Annotated in this window: 18 protein-coding genes; 14 read left to right on the top strand and 4 right to left on the bottom strand. The window is 66.5% G+C overall.

The annotated features are described in order from the left end of the window. The 5 genes from WC493_RS16595 to map all read left to right on the top strand — a co-directional run. Positions 1–677, top strand: a 677-nt coding sequence (locus WC493_RS16595; RefSeq protein WP_373066673.1) for a TetR/AcrR family transcriptional regulator, incomplete at its 5' end; no start/stop codon positions are given. Between the two features lie 33 nt (positions 678–710). Beyond that, positions 711–1,328, top strand: a complete 618-nt coding sequence (locus WC493_RS16590) for a TetR/AcrR family transcriptional regulator (RefSeq protein WP_373066672.1) — start codon at positions 711–713, stop codon at positions 1,326–1,328. 8 nt (positions 1,329–1,336) lie between these two features. After that, complete coding sequence (locus WC493_RS16585) at positions 1,337–1,831, top strand: hypothetical protein (RefSeq protein WP_373066670.1); 495 nt, start codon at positions 1,337–1,339, stop codon at positions 1,829–1,831. Positions 1,832–1,903: 72 nt separating this feature from the next. Then, positions 1,904–2,458 (top strand): TetR/AcrR family transcriptional regulator, encoded by a 555-nt coding sequence (locus tag WC493_RS16580; protein ID WP_373066669.1) that lies wholly within the window; start codon positions 1,904–1,906, stop codon positions 2,456–2,458. Then, positions 2,455–3,273 carry a type I methionyl aminopeptidase gene (map, locus tag WC493_RS16575; RefSeq protein ID WP_373066667.1) on the top strand — a complete coding sequence of 273 codons (819 nt, stop codon included), beginning with the start codon at positions 2,455–2,457 and terminating at the stop codon, positions 3,271–3,273. The genes WC493_RS16580 and map overlap by 4 nt, the downstream gene beginning before the upstream one ends. On the opposite strand, the gene WC493_RS16570 is transcribed toward map, so the two are convergent. Continuing rightward, positions 3,274–3,519 (bottom strand): DUF1272 domain-containing protein, encoded by a 246-nt coding sequence (locus WC493_RS16570; protein WP_373066666.1) that lies wholly within the window; start codon positions 3,517–3,519, stop codon positions 3,274–3,276. It lies immediately after the preceding gene. 84 nt (positions 3,520–3,603) lie between these two features. Between WC493_RS16570 and WC493_RS16565 the strand changes: the two genes are divergently transcribed. Then, the gene (locus WC493_RS16565) at positions 3,604–4,236 is read left to right on the top strand and encodes a hypothetical protein (protein ID WP_373066665.1); all 633 of its coding nucleotides are present in this window, start codon (positions 3,604–3,606) and stop codon (positions 4,234–4,236) included. On the opposite strand, the gene uvrA is transcribed toward WC493_RS16565, so the two are convergent. Beyond that, a complete protein-coding gene (gene uvrA / locus WC493_RS16560; RefSeq protein WP_373066663.1) occupies positions 4,202–7,075 on the bottom strand; it encodes an excinuclease ABC subunit UvrA in 2,874 nt (957 codons plus the stop codon). The genes WC493_RS16565 and uvrA overlap by 35 nt on opposite strands. A gap of 190 nt (positions 7,076–7,265) precedes the next feature. Here uvrA and ssb point away from each other — a divergent pair, with 190 nt between their 5' ends. From ssb to ggpS, 4 genes are all read left to right on the top strand, one after another. Next, the gene (gene ssb, locus WC493_RS16555) at positions 7,266–7,802 is read left to right on the top strand and encodes a single-stranded DNA-binding protein (protein WP_373066662.1); all 537 of its coding nucleotides are present in this window, start codon (positions 7,266–7,268) and stop codon (positions 7,800–7,802) included. A 378-nt stretch (positions 7,803–8,180) separates the two neighbouring features. Next, entirely contained in the window at positions 8,181–9,308 is a 1,128-nt protein-coding gene (locus tag WC493_RS16550; RefSeq protein ID WP_373066661.1) for an NAD(P)H-dependent glycerol-3-phosphate dehydrogenase, read from the top strand. Beyond that, positions 9,305–10,045, top strand: a complete 741-nt coding sequence (locus WC493_RS16545) for an HAD family hydrolase (protein WP_373066659.1) — start codon at positions 9,305–9,307, stop codon at positions 10,043–10,045. Before WC493_RS16550 ends, WC493_RS16545 begins: the two co-directional genes overlap by 4 nt. Further along, a complete protein-coding gene (gene ggpS / locus WC493_RS16540; RefSeq protein WP_373066658.1) occupies positions 10,042–11,529 on the top strand; it encodes a glucosylglycerol-phosphate synthase in 1,488 nt (495 codons plus the stop codon). Before WC493_RS16545 ends, ggpS begins: the two co-directional genes overlap by 4 nt. Before the next feature lie 27 nt (positions 11,530–11,556). Here ggpS and WC493_RS16535 read toward each other — a convergent pair whose 3' ends face one another. Further along, on the bottom strand, positions 11,557–12,186 hold the full coding sequence (locus WC493_RS16535) for a MarC family protein (RefSeq protein ID WP_373066657.1): 630 nt from the start codon (positions 12,184–12,186) through the stop codon (positions 11,557–11,559). 119 nt (positions 12,187–12,305) lie between these two features. Between WC493_RS16535 and WC493_RS16530 the strand changes: the two genes are divergently transcribed. Next, positions 12,306–12,839 (top strand): hypothetical protein, encoded by a 534-nt coding sequence (locus WC493_RS16530; protein WP_373066656.1) that lies wholly within the window; start codon positions 12,306–12,308, stop codon positions 12,837–12,839. Here the strand turns inward: WC493_RS16530 and WC493_RS16525 are convergent, their stop codons facing one another. Continuing rightward, the gene (locus WC493_RS16525) at positions 12,840–13,829 is read right to left on the bottom strand and encodes an alpha/beta hydrolase family protein (RefSeq protein ID WP_373066654.1); all 990 of its coding nucleotides are present in this window, start codon (positions 13,827–13,829) and stop codon (positions 12,840–12,842) included. Positions 13,830–14,190: 361 nt separating this feature from the next. Here WC493_RS16525 and gyrA point away from each other — a divergent pair, with 361 nt between their 5' ends. The 3 genes from gyrA to WC493_RS16510 all read left to right on the top strand — a co-directional run. Beyond that, entirely contained in the window at positions 14,191–16,932 is a 2,742-nt protein-coding gene (gene gyrA / locus WC493_RS16520) for a DNA gyrase subunit A (protein WP_373066676.1), read from the top strand. Then, positions 16,932–17,441 (top strand): pantetheine-phosphate adenylyltransferase, encoded by a 510-nt coding sequence (coaD, locus tag WC493_RS16515; RefSeq protein WP_373066674.1) that lies wholly within the window; start codon positions 16,932–16,934, stop codon positions 17,439–17,441. The genes gyrA and coaD overlap by 1 nt, the downstream gene beginning before the upstream one ends. A 70-nt stretch (positions 17,442–17,511) precedes the next feature. After that, a partial coding sequence (locus WC493_RS16510) for a peptidylprolyl isomerase (protein WP_373066653.1) occupies positions 17,512–17,704 on the top strand: 193 nt, incomplete at its 3' end.

The following is a 17,704-nucleotide window of genomic DNA, read 5'->3' as shown; positions in this document are numbered from 1 at the left end:
GTGGAAGCAAGAGCAAGACGACCGTCGAGGGCCAGGGCGAGGCGGCAGCATCCTTGCCTGCGGCCGGCGCGCCGCGGCGCCGCCCGGTACAGGCGCGCGGGCGGAAGCGGGTCGACACGATCCTGGGCGCCGCCGAACGGCTGATCCGCGACAAGGGCGTGGACGCCCTGAAGATGAGCGAGATCGCGGCCGAGGCCGAAGTGCCGATCGGCTCGATCTACCAGTTCTTCGCCGACCGCGGCGCGATCCTGCGCGCGCTGGCCGAGCGCTACATGGAACAGAACCGGCGCATGCTCGAAACGACGCTGCGCAACATCAAGACGATCGACGACGCCAAGCGGAAGCTCTGGCAGGCGGTCGACCAGTCCTTCGAGACCCATTGGACAGACCATGCCTTCCGCGACGTCTGGTTCGGCCTGCTGGCCGACCGTGACCTGCAGAAGTTGAACCAGGCCGCCGCCCGCCGCTCCGCCGCCATCATCGTCGGTGCCCTGAAGGGCCTGTTCAGCCACCTGCCGGAAGCCCGGCTGACGCTCGCGGCCGAAACCATGGTGCTGATGTCCGAAGGCCTGGTGCGTGCCACCAGCCTGGAAGACGTGGACATCGGCAAGGCCAAGGTCGGCGAATTCAAGCACCTGATCGCGCTCTATCTCCGGGATCTGTCGATCGGCGATTGACGGTATCGGTGCATTCATGTCATTAGAAGTGACATGAATGCACCGACCAAGACATATGACTCGCCCCTCCGTCGCCGCCAGCAGGCGGCGACGCGGGACGCCATTCTCGAAGCCGTCGGCCTCCTGGTCGAGGAAGCGGGGCTGGACGCCGTCTCCTATGCCGCCGTGGCGGTCCGTGCCGGGGTTCAGGAACGGACGGTCTATCGCCATTTCGCGACCAGGGCCGAATTGCTCGACGCCTTCTGGCGCTGGGTGAACGACCAGGCCGGTATCGTTGGCTTTCCCGCCAGCGAGGCGGAACTGCGGGCCATGCCGGCCAGGGCTTTCGCCGGCTTCGACAAGCGGCCGGCGATGATGGCGGCGTTGGCCTATTCCGAGGCCGGGCGGAACTTCCGCCTGGCCGTGAATGCGGAACGCCAGGCGGCCTATCGTGCCGTCCTGGCCGAGCGGCTGAAGGGCCTCGGTCCCGAGACCGCGGCGCGGGTCTGCGCCGCCATCCAACTTCTCTACAGCGTGACCGCCTGGGCGACCATGCGGGATTTCTGGCAGCTCGACGGCAAGGCCGCGGGCGAGACCGTGGCCTGGGCGATCGACCGCCTGCTGGCCGCCGTCGAACAGGGCGACCTGCCGTCGCCCGCATCTGACGAATGAGGGGAAAAATGCTGTTCCACGCCTCGATCCCGGCACAGGACGCCGAAACTGCCGCCGCCGTTCTGGCCGAGATCTGGCATGGTGAAGCCTTGCCGTTCCCGCCGGTGCCCGGCGCCTATGTCGTCTTTGCGGGCGACGAGCGGGCCACCACTCTCGAAATCTATCCGGCCGAGCGCACGCTGGAACCCTCGGCCGAGGGCGTCGCCGTCGGGCTCGGCGATCCGCGCATGGGCTATGTCGGCGACCATGTGGCGATCGCCAGCGCCCGCCCGGCGTCGGAGATCGCGGCGATCGCCCGGGCCGCGGGCTGGCGCGTCCAGGTCGCGAGCCGGGGGGGCCTGTTCGATGTTGTCGAGGTCTGGCTCGAGAACCGCTACATGATCGAAGTGCTGAGCCCGGAGATGCAGGCGGCCTACTGCGGCCTGATGACGGCGGCGAACTGGCGCGGCCTCCTGGCCGCCGGCCCTGGGCCCCAGGCGTCGGGCGGTGTCGCCGCGGGGTGAGGGGGCCTCTGGACATGGCGTTCTAGAATTCCTATTCTAAATGGCACTATGGTCAGAACAGCTCAATTTTCGGTGGACGCCTTCGTCGGCGCCGCCATCGCCCTCGTGGCCGACGACGGTCCCGGGGCGGCTTCCATTCCGGCGATCGCGCGCCGCGTCGGCGCGCCCACCGGCTCGCTCTATCATCGCTTCCCCTCGAAGGCGGCCGTGCTGGCCGCCGCCTGGGCCGAGGTTCAGGGCGATTTCATCGCCGCCCTGGTGCCGCCCCTGTGCGAGGCGCGGGCCGATCTCGCGGCGCTCACCCTGGTCGAATGGGCCAGGGCCAAGCCGCTGCGCGCCCGTTTCCTGCTGCTGAACGACTTCGATTCCCTGGTCGAAGGGGCGGCCCTGCCGGACGAGTTGCGCGCCACCCTGGCCCGCCAGGAGGAGACGCTGGATCTCGCCTTCCGCGCCCTCTTGGGCGGTACCGCCGACGCAGAAGTGGAGGCGCGCCTGCGCTTCCAGGTCTTCGACGGACCGATCGCCATGCTGCGCCCCCATCTCTTGAGCCGGGGCGCGGTGCCCGGTTTCGTCGACGCCATGGTGGCCGACCTGCACGGGGGTATACGGCTGGAGCGTGTGGCATGATCCGCTACTCGACCCAGACCGAAGCGGGCCGCCGCATTCCCCTCCATGACGCCGAAGGTTTCGAGGGCATGCGCCGGGCCGGCCGCCTGGCCGCCGCCACGCTCGCCTATATCGCCCCCTTCGTCCGCCCCGGCGTTTCGACGGCCAAGCTCGACAAGCTCTGCGAAGACTTCATGCGCGGCAATGGCGGTATTCCGGGCACCATCGGCTATCACGGCTATCAGCATGCGAGCTGCATTTCGGTCAACCACGTGGTGACCCACGGTATTCCGTCCGACGACAAGATCCTGGCCGAAGGCGACATCCTCAATATCGACGTGACGCCGGTGCTGGACGGCTGGTTCGGCGATGCCAGCCGCATGTATGTCGCCGGCAAGGCCAATGTGAAGGCGCGGCGCCTGATCGACACCACGCTCGAATCCCTGCTCGCCGGCATCGCCGCCGTGAAGCCGGGGGCGACGCTGGGCGACGTCGGCCATGCGATCGAGACGGTGGCGCATCGCGAACGCTTCACCATCGTCGAGGATTTCTGCGGCCACGGCGTGGGGCAGGTGTTCCACGACGCGCCCAACGTTTTGCACTACGGTGATCCGGGCAAGGGCATCGTGCTCGAACCCGGCATGATCTTCACGATCGAACCCATGCTGAACGCCGGCCGGCCCGAGGTGAAGGTCCTGTCCGACGGCTGGACCGCGGTCACCCGCGACCGTTCGCTCTCCGCCCAGTTCGAGCATTCGGTGGGCGTGACCGAGACGGGGGTGGAGATCTTCACCCCCTGGCCCGACGCGGCGGCGGACCTGAAGGCCGCCTCCTGATCACTCGGCGGCGCAGCCCTCGGCCTTGAACACCCTGACCGTCGAGGCCGGGAAGCGCGCCAGCTTCCCGGCCGGACGGACCGGCCGGCGGACCAGCTCGCCGCCGCAATTGGGGCAGCGGCCGGCCAGCCTGGTTTCCACGCAGGGGCGGCAGAAGGTGCATTCGAAGCTGCAGATCATGGCGTCGAGACTGTCCGGCGGCAGGTCGCGGTCACAGCATTCGCAACCCGGTCTCAGTTCCAGCATGGTCGAGCCTCCTTGCCCTTAAGGGCCTGTTCATCGGCAGGGCAATATGTTCATCTTGGGTGCAATGGTGTGGAGTGCACAATCGTGACGTTGCCGCCCGATACCGTCGAGCGCCTGTTCGCCGCTGCCGAAGACCTGGTGCGGGAAACCGGCCTGTCGGCCGTGACCCTTTCCGCCGTGGCGGTCCGTGCCGATGTGCCGATGGACAAGGTGGCGCCATATTTCGCCGACGATCGTAGCCTGCGTCACCGTCTGGTCGAGCGCTACCACGAGGCCAACCGCGAGGTCCTGCGTTTCTCCCTCCGCAACATGGAGAGCGTGGAGGACGCCATCGCCCAGCTCCAGCAGGCGGTGCACAATTACTTCGAGATGTTCCATCAGGACGCGGTGCTGCGCGACGTCTGGACCGAGATCCTGACCGACCGCGACATGCGCCAAATCAACCTTGGCCATGTCGTGATCAAGGCGGCCGATGTGGTCGAGCTGATCCGGCCGCTGGTGCCCAACCTGCCCGAGCTCGAGGTCGTCGCCGTGGTCGAGCTGATGATCCACATGACCGACGTCGCGGCGCGCTGGGCGGCCATGCGCCAGCCTGCTCAGGCCCGAGCCATGCTGGTCGAATTCAACAATATCATCGGCCTGATCGGCGCCGACCTGGTCCGCCGCAACGAGGCGGCGGGTGTCATTCGGCGACCGCAGGCCGTTTCCCACTCCTGACCTTGCGCTTGCGCCCCAGCAGGCCGGCCAGATAATGGCCGGTGTGGCTGCGGGCGACCTCGGCCACGTCTTCGGGCGTGCCTTCGGCCACCACTTCGCCGCCGCCGTCGCCGCCCTCCGGCCCCATGTCGATGACCCAATCCGCGGTCTTGATGACCTCGAGGTTATGCTCGATCACCAAGACCGTGTTGCCGGTCTCGACCAGGGCGTGCAGCACTTCGAGCAGTTTCCGCACGTCCTCGAAATGCAGGCCGGTGGTGGGTTCGTCGAGGATGTAGAGGGTGCGACCGGTCGGCCGTTTCGCCAGTTCCTTGGCGAGTTTGACGCGTTGCGCCTCGCCGCCCGAGAGGGTGGTCGCCTGCTGGCCGATCTTGATATAGCCGAGGCCGACCCGCTTCAGTGTTTCCAGCTTGTCGCGCACGGCCGGCACCGCCTTGAAGAAGTCGCAACCTTCCTCGATCGTCATGTCGAGCACGTCGGCGATCGACCGGTCCTTGAACATGACTTCCAGCGTTTCGCGGTTGTAGCGCTTACCCTTGCAGACGTCGCATTGGACATAGACGTCGGGCAGGAAGTGCATCTCGATCTTGATCACGCCGTCGCCCTGGCAGGCTTCGCAGCGGCCGCCCTTCACGTTGAAGGAGAAGCGGCCGGCCTTGTAGCCCCGGGCCTCCGCCTCGGGCAGGCCGGCGAACCAGTCGCGGATCGGGGTGAAGGCGCCGGTATAGGTGGCGGGGTTGGAGCGCGGTGTCCGCCCGATCGGCGACTGGTCGATGTCGATCACCTTGTCGAGATGGTCGATGCCGTCGATCCGGTCGTGCGCGCCGGGGATCTCGCGGCTGCCGTTCAGGCGCTTGCTGAGCGCCTTGAACAGGGTTTCGATCACCAGGGTGGACTTGCCGCCGCCAGAAACCCCGGTGACGCAGGTGAAGGTGCCGAGCGGGATCTTGGCCGTGATGTCCTTCAGGTTGTTGGCCCGGGCGCCGACCACGCTCAGCACCCGCTTCTTGTCGAAGGGCCGGCGCATCGGCGGAATCGGTACGACCCGCGCGCCGGAGAGATATTGCCCGGTCAGGCTGGCCGGATTGGCCATGATCTCGGCCGGCGTCCCTTCCGCGATGATCTCGCCGCCATGGACGCCGGCGGCCGGACCCATGTCGATGACATGGTCGGCCGTGCGGATGGCATCCTCGTCGTGCTCGACCACGATCACCGTATTGCCGAGGTTGCGGAGCCGCTTCAAGGTCTCGATCAGGCGGTCGTTGTCGCGCTGATGGAGGCCGATCGAGGGTTCGTCGAGGACATAGAGCACGCCGGTCAGGCCGGAGCCGATCTGCGAGGCCAGACGGATGCGCTGGCTCTCCCCGCCCGAGAGCGTGCCGGAGGCGCGAGCCAGGGTCAGATAATTGAGGCCGACATTGACCAGGAAGCCCAGGCGCTCGTTGATTTCCTTGAGAATGCGGGCGGCGATCTCGGCCTGTTTCAGGGTCAGCGTGTCGGTGAGGGCGGCGAACCAGGCGGCCGCGTCGGCGATCGATTTCTCGGTCACCTGGCCGACGTGCAGGCCGCCGATCTTGACCGCCAGTGCTTCCGGCTTCAGCCGATGGCCGTTGCAGGCCTCGCACATCGAGGCGGACTGATAGGCGGAGAGTTCCTCGCGCATCCAGTCGCTCTCGGTCTCCTTCCAGCGGCGCTGGAGGTTGGGGATCACGCCTTCGAAGGGCTTCACGGTCTGGAAGCGCCGCGAGCCGTCCTCATAGGTCATGGTGATCGCCTCCTTGCCGGAGCCGTTCAGGAGGAGGTCGCGGACCTTTTCGGGCAGGTCCTTCCACGGCTTGTCGAGGCTGAACTTGAAGGCCTTGGACAGGCTCTCCAGCGTCTGGTGGAAGAAGGCGGAGACGGTCTTCGCCCAGGGCGCGATGGCGCCCTTGGAAAGGCTCAGGGTCTCGTCCGGGATGACCAGGGCGGGATCGAAATAGAGCTTGGTGCCGAGCCCGTCGCAGGCCGGGCAGGCACCGAAGGGATTGTTGAAGGAGAACAGCCGCGGTTCGATCTCGTCGATCGTGAAACCGGAGACCGGGCAGGCGAATTTCTGCGAGAAGATGGTGCGCTCGCCCGTGTCGGCATTCTCGGCGACGGCGATGCCGTCGGCGAGGTCGAGCGCTGTTTCGAGACTGTCGGCCAGGCGCGAGCCGATGTTGCCGCGCACCACGACGCGGTCCACCACCACGTCGATGTCGTGCTTCACCTTCTTGTTCAGCGTCGGCGTTTCGGCGATCTCGTAGAGCGTGCCGTCCACCTTGACGCGCTGGAAGCCGCGCTTCTGGAGGTCGGCCAGTTCCTTCTTGTATTCGCCCTTGCGGCCGCGCACGAAGGGGGCGAGGAGATAGAGGCGGGTGCCTTCCGCCATGGCCAGCACGCGGTCGACCATCTGGCTCACCGTCTGGCTCTCGATCGGCAAGCCGGTGGCCGGCGAATAGGGAATGCCGATCCTTGCATAGAGCAGGCGAAGATAGTCGTAGATCTCGGTCACCGTGCCGACGGTCGAGCGCGGATTGCGCGACGTCGTCTTCTGCTCGATCGAGATCGCGGGCGAGAGGCCCTCGATATGGTCGACGTCCGGCTTCTGCATCAGCTCGAGGAACTGCCGGGCATAGGCCGACAGGCTCTCGACATAGCGGCGCTGGCCTTCGGCATAGATCGTGTCGAAGGCGAGGGAAGACTTGCCGGAGCCTGACAGGCCGGTGATCACCACGAGCGAGTCACGCGGTATATCGACGTCGACATTCTTGAGGTTATGCTCGCGCGCGCCACGGACACAGATAAACTTGGACGACATCGGGAAGGGCCCTCAGCTACGCGGTACGGCGCCGGCAGGAAGCGATGATATGGGGATGGGGCATTTCCATCTCTATGCCTCGGCCGCAGATTATGGGTAGAAATCCCGCAACACGCCACTTGATCGAGTCGCCTCGATCGTTCTTATTATGTTCCAGATCAGCGGTGCCGCAAGCACCAAGGGGAGAGCCATGGCGGGCAGCGTCAACAAGGTCATTCTGGTCGGCAATCTGGGGCGCGACCCGGAGTCCCGCACGCTTCAGGACGGCAACCCGGTGGTGAACCTCTCGGTCGCCACCTCCGAGACCTGGAAGGACAAGATGTCGGGCGAGCGCAAGGAGCGCACGGAATGGCACCGGGTCGTCATCTTCAACGAGAATCTGGCCAGGATCGCCCAGCAGTATCTGCGCAAGGGCTCCAAGGTCTATGTCGAGGGCTCGCTGCAGACCCGCAAGTGGACCGACCAGCAGGGCCAGGAGCGCTTCTCGACCGAAGTGGTGCTGCAGAGGTTCCGCGGTGAACTGACCCTGCTCGACGGCAAGGGCGAAGGCGGCGGCATGGGCGGCCCCGACGACGAGGGCGGCGATTTCGGCGGTGGCGGCTATGGCGGCGGCGGTCGCTCCGGTGGTGGCAGCTATGGCGGCGGCCGTTCGGGCGGGGGCGGGGGCGGCAGCACTAGCGGCGGCGGTGGCCGCGGCCCGGCGCTGGACGACGAAATCCCCTTCTGACCTTTTGCATATGGCGGTGTGCCGGCCCATTCGGGCCGGCATTTTGCGTTGCCGCAATAATGGTGTGACGGCCTTCCCTTATTCCAATAAATAATGGGATTTATAATATAAGTACGGCCGACACCGTCAGTGATCTTGTTGTTTATTCGATGGTGTATCGCAGAATATAAACAAGAATTTCACGAATATTCTGTTATTTTTAAGTGGTCGTCGTGTTGATGTTTACGGCCAGCTCTTGTTTCTCCGGGGTTTTTGTGTCGCATTGACAAATAATTGCAAATGCCCCATGGTAGCGAGTATTCATCATTTGCTCATTTTGAGTGGATCAAGGGGAAATCTGGGCGCCCGCCAGCGCTCCAACGCATGTGGAGGTGACCCATGCAGGATATCGATCAGGATTTCGGCTCGAGCGACGGCGTGGATGTGCCGCCCGTCCCCTTCGGCCGCATAGCCATTGTCGGGGCCGGTGCCTGGGGCACCGCCCTGGCGCTCACCGCCCACCGTGCCGGCCGTTCGGTTGCCCTCTGGGCCCGGGAAGAGATGGTGGTTCAGTCGGTGGCGACGTCGCGCCGCAATCCCTTCCTGACCGTGGCCGTCGACATTCCCGAAGCGATCACCGTTTCCGGCGACATCGACCGCGTTCTGCGTGATGCGGAACTCGTGCTGCTGGTCACGCCGTCCCAGCATTTGCGTACCATGGCGCGGCGCTGCCGGCCGCTGCTGGCATCTTCGACACCGGTCGTGGTCTGCGCCAAGGGGGTGGAGGCTGCGACCTGCGCCCTGATGAGCGACGTCGTCGCCGAAGAATTGCCCCGCCATCCGTTGGCCGTGCTCTCCGGCCCCACCTTCGCTGCCGAAGTGGCGCAGGACCTGCCGACCGCAGTCACCGTCGCGGCGCGCGGAACGGGCGGCTTCGGGCCGGGACACCTGGCGGCGCGGGTTGCGGTCAGCTTCGCCACCGCGAGTTTCCGGCCCTATCTCTCCGATGATCTGGTGGGGGTCGAGATCGGCGGCGCGGTCAAGAACGTCATCGCCATCGCCTGCGGCATCGCCGCCGGCCGCGGCCTCGGCAGCAATGCCAGGGCGGCCCTGATCACGCGTGGCCTGGCGGAACTCACCCGGTTGGCGGTGGCCCTGGGGGCCAGGCCGGATACCCTGCGCGGCCTCGCCGGGGTCGGTGACCTGGTGCTGACCTGTTCGAGCGATCAGTCGCGCAACTTCTCCTTCGGCAAGGCCCTGGGCGAGGGTGGCCATCCGGAGCCGGCCGAGGGCGGTCCGGTGGTCGAGGGCGTGGCCAACGCCGCCTCGGTCGGTGCCCTGGCGCGCCGCTACGGCATCGCCATGCCGATCTGCAGCGGGGTCGAAGCGGTGCTGGCCGGGGCTGCCATCGACGAGGTGATGGCAGCGATGATGGTTTCGGCGCTGCGCCCCGAGTCCCTCGATGCCGAGAACAGCCTGCGTATACCGCACCCGGCGGCACCGGAAGAAGGACTGCTGTCCGCATGAGGGCGGTGGACCTCGTGCTCGCCACTGATCTCGACGGTACTTTCCTCGGCGGCAGCCCGGCAGCCCGCGAGCGGCTCTACCGCGATCTCGCCGGGCGCGACGATGTCCTGCTGGTGTTCGTCACCGGGCGCGACATCGGCTTCATCGCCGAGCTGGTGGCCGAACCGGGCTCGGTGCCGCGACCGCATTACGTCGTCGGCGATGTCGGCACCTCGGTCTATGACGGCGACAGCTTCGCGCCGATCGCCGCGCTGGAGGCCGAGATCGAGGCCCGCTGGGGCGATGCCGGGCCGCGCGTGATCGAACTGCTGAAGGACGAGCCCGGTCTCAGCCTGCAGCCGACCGGCTTCCGCCACCGGGTGAGTTACGACTGCCGGCCGGCCGAACTGGCGCCCGACCTGCTGGCACGGGTGGCGGCGGCGGGCTTCGACGGCCTGCTCTCGGCCGATCGCTTCTTCGACGTGCTGCCGCGGGGGATCGCCAAGGGGCCGACTCTGGTCCGCCTGGTGGCACATCTGGGCGTCGATCCCGATCGCGTGCTGGTCGCCGGCGACACCCTGAACGACCTGTCGCTGTTCGAGACCGGCTTCAAGGGTGTCGCCGTCGGCAATGCCGAACCGGGCCTCATGGCCGCGATCGAAAACAAGCCTCAAGTCTACCGCGCCGCCGGCGAGGGGGCGCAGGGCATTACCGAAGCGTTGGAGCATTTCGCGTTCCGGGCAGGGGACAACCGATGAAAAAATCCGCCATGGCCATCGTCTACCACCGCCAGCCCTTCGAGGAGGTCGAAGTGGATGGCAGGATCGAGCTCCGTCCGAACCAGAGCCCGAACGGCATCGTGCCGACGCTGAAGAGCCTGTTCGGCCGGATCGAGGCCGGGCGCGGCGCCTGGGTGGCCTGGAAGGCCTATGATCCCGAAGTCGGCGTCGATTTCGAGCGCGTGATCCATATCGAGGATGATCATGGCGGTTACACGGTGTCCCGCCTGCCGCTCACCGCCGACCAGGTCGAGAGCTTCTATCACGTGACGTCGAAGGAAGCGCTGTGGCCGATCCTGCATTCCTTCCCCCAGGCCTTCCAGTACGACAATGTCGACTGGGCGACCTTCCGCGAGGTGAACCGGTTGTTCGCCGAGGCCACGGCTGCCCAGATCGAGGATGACGGCATCGCCTGGATCCACGACTACAATCTGTGGCTCGTGCCGGCCTACCTGCGTGAACTGAAGCCCAAGGCTCGCATCGCCTTCTTCCACCACACACCGTTCCCGGCGGCCGACATCTTCAACATCCTGCCCTGGCGCGAGGAGATCATGGAAAGCCTGCTCGCCTGTGATCAGGTCGGTTTCCACATTCCGCGCTACACCAAGAATTTCGCCGATGCCGCACGCGCCCTGTGCGGCGCCACGATCGAGGCTGTGGAAACGGTCGACGACACCCTGTCGCCCACCGGCAAGGCGCTGTCCGAGCCCGAAGTGCCGGTGGCGCTCGGTTATGGCGAGCGCACGATCCGGCTGGGTACGACGCCGGTGGGCACCGATCCGCTCAATATCGAGCGTGTGCTGGCGAGCCCGGAGAGCGAGGCCCTGCAGCGGCGCCTGGTCGAGGAAATGGGAGGTCGGCGCCTGCTCGTCGCGGTCGGCCGTACCGACTATACCAAGGGCATGGCCGAGGGCCTGCTCGCCTTCGAGCGCCTGCTCGAACGCCGGCCGGAACTGATCGGCGAGGTCAAGCTGCTGGTCACCTCGGTCCGTGCAGCCTCGACCATGACGGTCTACGAACGCACCCAGCGGGAGATCGAAGGGCTGGTCGGGCGCATCAACGGCCGCTTCTCGAGGCTCGAATGGACCCCCGTGGTGCTGTTCTCGCAGGCGATCCCGTTCGAGCGTCTGCTGGCTCATTACCGGGTGGCCGATGTCTGCCTGACCACGCCGCTACGCGATGGCCTGAACCTGGTCGCCAAGGAATATGTCGCGGCCAATTTCGGCCGGGCGGGAGTGCTGGTCCTGTCCGAATTCGCCGGCTGCGCGGTCGAACTGCCCGAGGCCCTGCTGATCAATCCGAATTCCCATCGCTCGATGGACCGCGCCCTCGACCGCGCGCTCGACATGCCGATCGACGAAGCCCGCCGGCGCATGGAGAAGATGAACCGCGTGGTCCGCGACTTCGACGTCGCCCGCTGGGGCGACCGCATCACCCGCGAACTCCAATTGCTCGACGCCTGAAGGCGAGACTCGCCGTCCCGGCCAGCCTCATCCGAACAGCCCGCTGCTTTTGAGCCCGTCGAAGACGAATTGCACGGCAAGCGCGGTCAGCAGCACGCCGAAGATCCGGCTCACGACATGGACGCCAGTGACGCCCAGCACCCGCTGGATGCCGGTCGCCGCCAGCATCATCAGATAGGACAGCACCAGGACCGCCAGGATCGCCAGGAAGACCATGGCGAGGCGGAGCGGCTCGCCGGCATTGGCCGAGGTCAGCAGGATGATCGAGCCGATGGCGCCCGGCCCCGCCAGCAGGGGCGTCGCCAGGGGCACCACGGAAATGTCCGGCCGCCCCATGGCGTCTTCCTCTTCCTCGTCTGTCGTGGTGACGGCGCCGGATTCCCGGACGAAGACCATGTCGAGGGAGATCAGCAGCAGCAGGATGCCGCCCGCGACCCGGAGCGCCGGCAGCGAGATGCCGAACAGGCGGAGCAGGGGATCGCCGACGATGCCGAAGGCGAGCATGATGCCGCCGGCGAAGAGCGTGCCCTTGAGGGCGATGCGGCGGCGTTCGGAACTCGTGTTTTTGCCGGTCAGCGCCGCGAAGAGGAATGCCACGTCGGCCGGGCCGACGGTCGCGAAGAGCGTGGTGAAGGCAATCAGGAAGGTCTCGATCATAGCACCTCCGCCGTCGGGCGATTATGGCGCGGCCCGGTGACCACTGTCACTGCCGCATGCTGGGCTTGGGGGAAACTGGCGCCACGCATCGAGCACCGAGACAAACGGGGGGGAACACCATGATCACCATCGAGCAGCCGGCCATGGCGCTGAATGCCCATGACATCAGCCGCAAGTACCAGATGTGGAACAGTTGGGACCTGGCGTCGGACGAGCGGGTACCGCATATCTTCGGCTGGGTCGGCCAAGTCGCGGCCGGGGCGGCCGGCGGCAAGCTGAAGAATCTCATCATCAACTGCCACGGTCAGCCGGGGCGCCTGTTGCTCGGCGTCGGCGGCGTGGTGCGCTCCAATGTCGGCTGGTTCCGCCAGTGGCGCGGCAAGGTCGACAAGATCTGGCTGACCGCCTGCCGCCCCGGCTTCATCCAGGACCCGGGCCAGCCGAGCGACGGCAACCTCTTCGTCGGCGAGATGGCCAAGGCGGCCAATTGCTATGTCGTCGCCTCGACCGAGACCCAGTGGTTCCAGAGCAACCGGACCTATCCCTTCGGCCAGATCGACACCTTCGAGGGCCTGGTGCTGTCCTATGCCCCGGACGGCTCGGTCTCCTGGTCGCACCGCTATGCCAGCAACTGGAGCTCGAACCAGGAATAGCTATTTCACGACGCGGATCGGCTGCACCGGCGTGCCGTCGGACCAGCGGCCCATATAGGTCTGCTTGGGGCCGCCGCCGAGGGCGACATCGCGGTTGAGACCGTCATGGAAGGCGGTGTCGGTCAGGGCGTCGAAGAGTTTCCAGGTGCCGTACCAGTCGAGCGCGTCGATCCGGCCGATGCCCATTTCCCCGGCCTCGAGAAAACCGCGGTCGCGCGCCGCCGTGGCGGCGAAGTGATTGGCCACCAGGGCGGGCCTGCCATGGTGGTCCGAGACGAGCGCCAGCAGGTTCTTGTTCTGCGCCGGCACATGCACCGTCTCATCGTAGATGCGGCGGGCATCATGATCGCCGACCATGGCATCGTCGGCCGCGAAGACCGAGAGCAGCAGGGTTTCCGCGGGCATGGTCGAGACGTCCGCGAGCGGGATCGAGACCGAGCCCCGCTTGGCACTGTTGCCCGGCTGCACCGCCATCACGGCGGAAAAGCGCGGCAGGCCGAAGGCCGCGGCTTGCGCCCCGAGACCGGCCGCGACCATGCCGCCCGCGGAATGGCCGACCACCGCGACCCGGTCGAGGTCGGGTGCGATGCCCGCTGCCGGCAAGGCCGCCAGCGCGGCGGCGATACCCTTGGCCGCATGGCCCAGGAAATCGGCCGAGGGTGTCGCCAGCCCGTCCTGGTAATAGGGATAGATCACGATATTGCCGCGGCGGACCAGATGATCGATCCAGCCGAGGTAGGCCCGCGGCCGGATGGCACCCCAGCCGTGCAGGAAGACGACCACGGGTGCCGTCTCCGGCCGTGGCGCCTCGGGCAGGAAGAGGACATAGCCGTCGCCGCCCTTGGGGCCATCGACCTGGCGCACCTCGGCGGCTGCCGTGCCCGGGCTGCCGGGGCCTTCCGTGGGCGGCAGGGGGGTGTCCGCCTGGGCCGCGTCGACCGTCAGGCAGCCGAACGCCAGGGCGAGGGAAGGGAGCCACCAATGGGCCATGCAGCACCTTTCGTCGCGCCGGGTGCGGGGGCGCGGGGGCGATTCTGGCAGCACTTTCGCCGGGGATCGGGGCAGGCTGTCGGGTTCTGCAAAATTCTACAGTCGAATCAACGGCTTGGGAGCATTTTTTTCGCTCTGGAATTGGCCCTGCCGTCGTTGCTACAGTCCGGTTACGGACGGGCCCGGGCCGGCCCTCCCAGACGTCGAGAACCGGCGCCCACCGCAAGCATCCCAGTTGACCGATCCCACTATCGAAGAGCAGCCGGAACCGCAGGACGCGGGTCCGCCGACTGGCGGCGCACTGCCGCCCGGTTCCGTGCCGCCGCATCACGACATCGCCCCCGTCTCGATCGAAGAGGAGATGCGCCGCTCCTACCTCGATTACGCCATGAGCGTGATCGTCTCGCGCGCGCTGCCCGATGCCCGCGACGGCCTGAAGCCGGTGCATCGCCGCATTCTCCACGCCATGAACGAGAGCGGCTACGACTGGAACAAGTCCTACCGCAAGTCGGCGCGTATCGTCGGTGAAGTGATCGGTAAGTATCACCCACACGGCGACAGTGCGGTCTATATGGCCATGGTGCGTCTGGTCCAGACGTTTTCCATGCGCTTGCCGCTCCTCGACGGCCAGGGCAATTTCGGCTCCATGGACGGCGACATGCCCGCCGCCATGCGTTACACCGAAATCCGCATGGGCAAGCCGGCCCACGCCCTTCTCGAAGACATCGAGAAGGAGACGGTCGACTTCCAGCCGAACTATGACGGTTCGGAACGCGAGCCGGTGGTGCTGCCGGCGCGTTTTCCCAATCTCCTGGTCAATGGTGCGGGCGGCATCGCGGTCGGCATGGCGACCAATATCCCGCCCCATAACCTGGGCGACGTGATCGACGCCTGCCTCGCCTATATCGACAATCCCCATGTCCCGATCGAGCAACTCATCGAGTTCGTGCAGGCGCCGGACTTCCCGACCGGCGGCTTGATCATCGGCGGCGGTGGCGCCCGCCAGGCTTATCTGACCGGGCGCGGCTCGGTCCTGATGCGGGCGCGCACCCATATCGAGGAGATCCGCAAGGATCGCTGGGCGATCATCGCGACCGAGATTCCCTATCAGGTCAACAAGGCGACGCTGCTCGAAAAGATCGGCGACGAGATGCGCTCGAAGCGGATCGAGGGGATCGCCGAACTGCGCGACGAATCCGACCGCGACGGCGTTCGCGTCGTCGTCGAGTTGAAGCGCGACGCGATCGCCGATGTCGTGTTGAATCAATTGTTTAAGCACACGCCGTTGCAGCAGAGCTTCGGCATCCAGATGCTGGCCCTCGACCACGGGCGGCCCATCACGATGACCCTGAAGCAGATGATTCAGGCCTTCATCGACTTCCGCGAGGAAGTGATCACGCGAAGGACCCGCTTTGAGCTGAACAAGGCGCGCGACCGCGCCCATGTCCTGGCCGGCCTCGCCATCGCGGTCGCCAATATCGACGAGATCATCAAGGTGATCCGCACCTCGCCCGATCCGGCCAGTGCGCGCGAAGCCCTGATGAGCCGGGAGTGGCCGGTCAGCGATGTCGGCCCCTTGCTGCGCCTGGTCGAAGAGGCGGGCCATGCCGGCGCCGCCGAGGGCACCTATCGCCTGGACGAGGTGCAGGCCCGCGCCATCCTCGACCTGCGCCTGCAGCGCCTGACCGCCCTCGGCCGCGACGAGGTCGAGGAAGAGCTGAAGCAGCTCGGCGAGCGGATCACCTACTACCTCTCGGTGCTGCGTTCACGCGACGTGCTGTTCGGCGTGATGCGGGACGAGCTCAACGCCGTGAAGGCGGAATTCGCCACTCCGCGGCGGACCGAGGTGGTGGCCTATACCGGCGACCTCGAGGACGAGGACCTGATCCAGCGCGAAGACATGGTGGTGACCGTGTCTCACGGCGGCTACATCAAGCGCGTGCCACTCACCGCCTATCGGGCGCAGCGGCGCGGCGGCAAGGGCAAGTCCGGCATGGCGACGCGCGAGGAGGATTTCGTCTCCCGCGTCTTCGTCGCCAATACCCATACGCCGGTGCTGTTCTTCTCGTCCCGCGGCATCGCCTATCAGCTCAAGGTCTGGCGCCTGCCGGAAGGCCTGCCGCAGTCGCGCGGCAAGGCGCTGGTCAACATGCTGCCGCTCGAAACGGGCGAGCGCATCGCCACCGTGATGCCCATGCCGGAGGACGAGGAGAGCTGGGCCAAGCTCCACGTCGTCTTCGTCACCAAGAAGGGCAACGTGCGGCGGAATGCGCTGTCCGACTTCGTCGACGTGCGCGCCAACGGCAAGATCGCCATGAAGTTCGAGGGCGAAGATGCCGACGACGAGCTGATCGCGGTTTCTCCCTGCGACGAGAGCCAGGATATTGTTCTCGCCGTCGACACGGGGCGGGCGATCCGCTTCCCGGTCGACGAGGTGCGCGAATTCGCCAGCCGGCATTCGACTGGTGTGCGCGGCATCCGCCTGGACGAGGGGGCGCGGGTCGTGGACATGTCGCTGCTCGCTCATGTCGAGGCGACACCGGCCGAACTCCGCGCCTATCTCAAGGCCGCCAAGGCGGGTGACGAGGATGTCGTCGACGTCGTCGAGGACGAGGAGGAGGGCGAGGACGGCGCCGAAGTGACGCTGAGCGACGAACGCTTCGCCGAGCTTCAGGCCAAGGAGCAGTTCCTGCTCACCGTGACCGAGAACGGCTACGGCAAGCGCACCTCGGCCTATGACTACCGGCTGACCCGGCGTGGCGGCAAGGGCATCATCGCGATCGCCACCAGTGCCCGGAACGGCAGGCTGGTGGCCGCCTTCCCGGTGACCGACCGCGACCAAGTGATGCTGGTGACCGACGGCGGCCAGGTAATCCGCTGCCCGGTGCACGATATCCGCATCGCCGGCCGCAATACTCAAGGCGTCACCCTGTTCCGCACGGCGGAAGACGAGCGCGTGGTCTCCATCACCCGCCTCGAGGATGCCATGGAGGAAGAGGGCGAGGAGACCGAAGCCGAAGCGGTCGACGAGGCGAACGGCGGGGAGGCGAACGGCGGGGAGGCGAACGGCGGGGAGGCGAACGGCGAGGGGGGCGAGGCGTGATGCGCATCGGCGTCTATCCCGGCACTTTCGACCCGCCCACCCTCGGCCATTTCGACATCATCCGGCGCGGCGCCAAGCTCGTCGACAAGCTGGTGCTCGGCATCGGCATCAACTCGGGCAAGTCGCCGATGTTCGAGTTCGACGAGCGGCTCGACATGATGAACGAACTGATCGCCGGGCTCCGTGACGAGCCCGGTATCGGGGTGATCGAGGTGGTGCCCTTCAAGGGCTTGGTGGTCGATTTCGCCCGTGCCAACAGGGCGACCGTGCTGCTGCGCGGGCTTCGCTCCGGTACCGACTTCGACTACGAGTTCCAGATGACCGGCATGAACGCCACCATGGCGCCCGAGGTCGAGACCGTCTTCCTGATGGCCGACCTCGTGCACCAGGCGATAGCGTCCAGCCTGGTCAAGGATGTCGCCCGCCTGGGCGGCGACTATTCGGCCTTCGTGCCGCCGACCGTGGCCGCCCGGCTGCGCGCCAAACTGGCACAAGTGAAATCCGCCTGATCGAAATCCGCCCGAGTGAAATCCGCCTCGGGCGGACCCTTTACCCGAGACCTTTGGGAGGAGTTAGGGTATGAAGCGCCTGTTTGCCATTCTACTTGCGATGTTTGCCATGACCACTGCCGCGGTTGCCGCCGATCCCGAAAACACCCTGCTCCTGCAGCTCAAGGACGGCACCGTCGTCATCGAGCTGCGTCCGGACCTTGCGCCGAAGCATGTCGCCCGGATCAAGGAACTGGTGCGCCAGGGCTTCTATGACGGCATCG

It is taken from the genome of Zavarzinia sp., assembly GCF_041650655.1.
Lineage (GTDB): Bacteria > Pseudomonadota > Alphaproteobacteria > Zavarziniales > Zavarziniaceae > Zavarzinia.
This window is presented reverse-complemented; position numbering and strand designations above follow the sequence as displayed.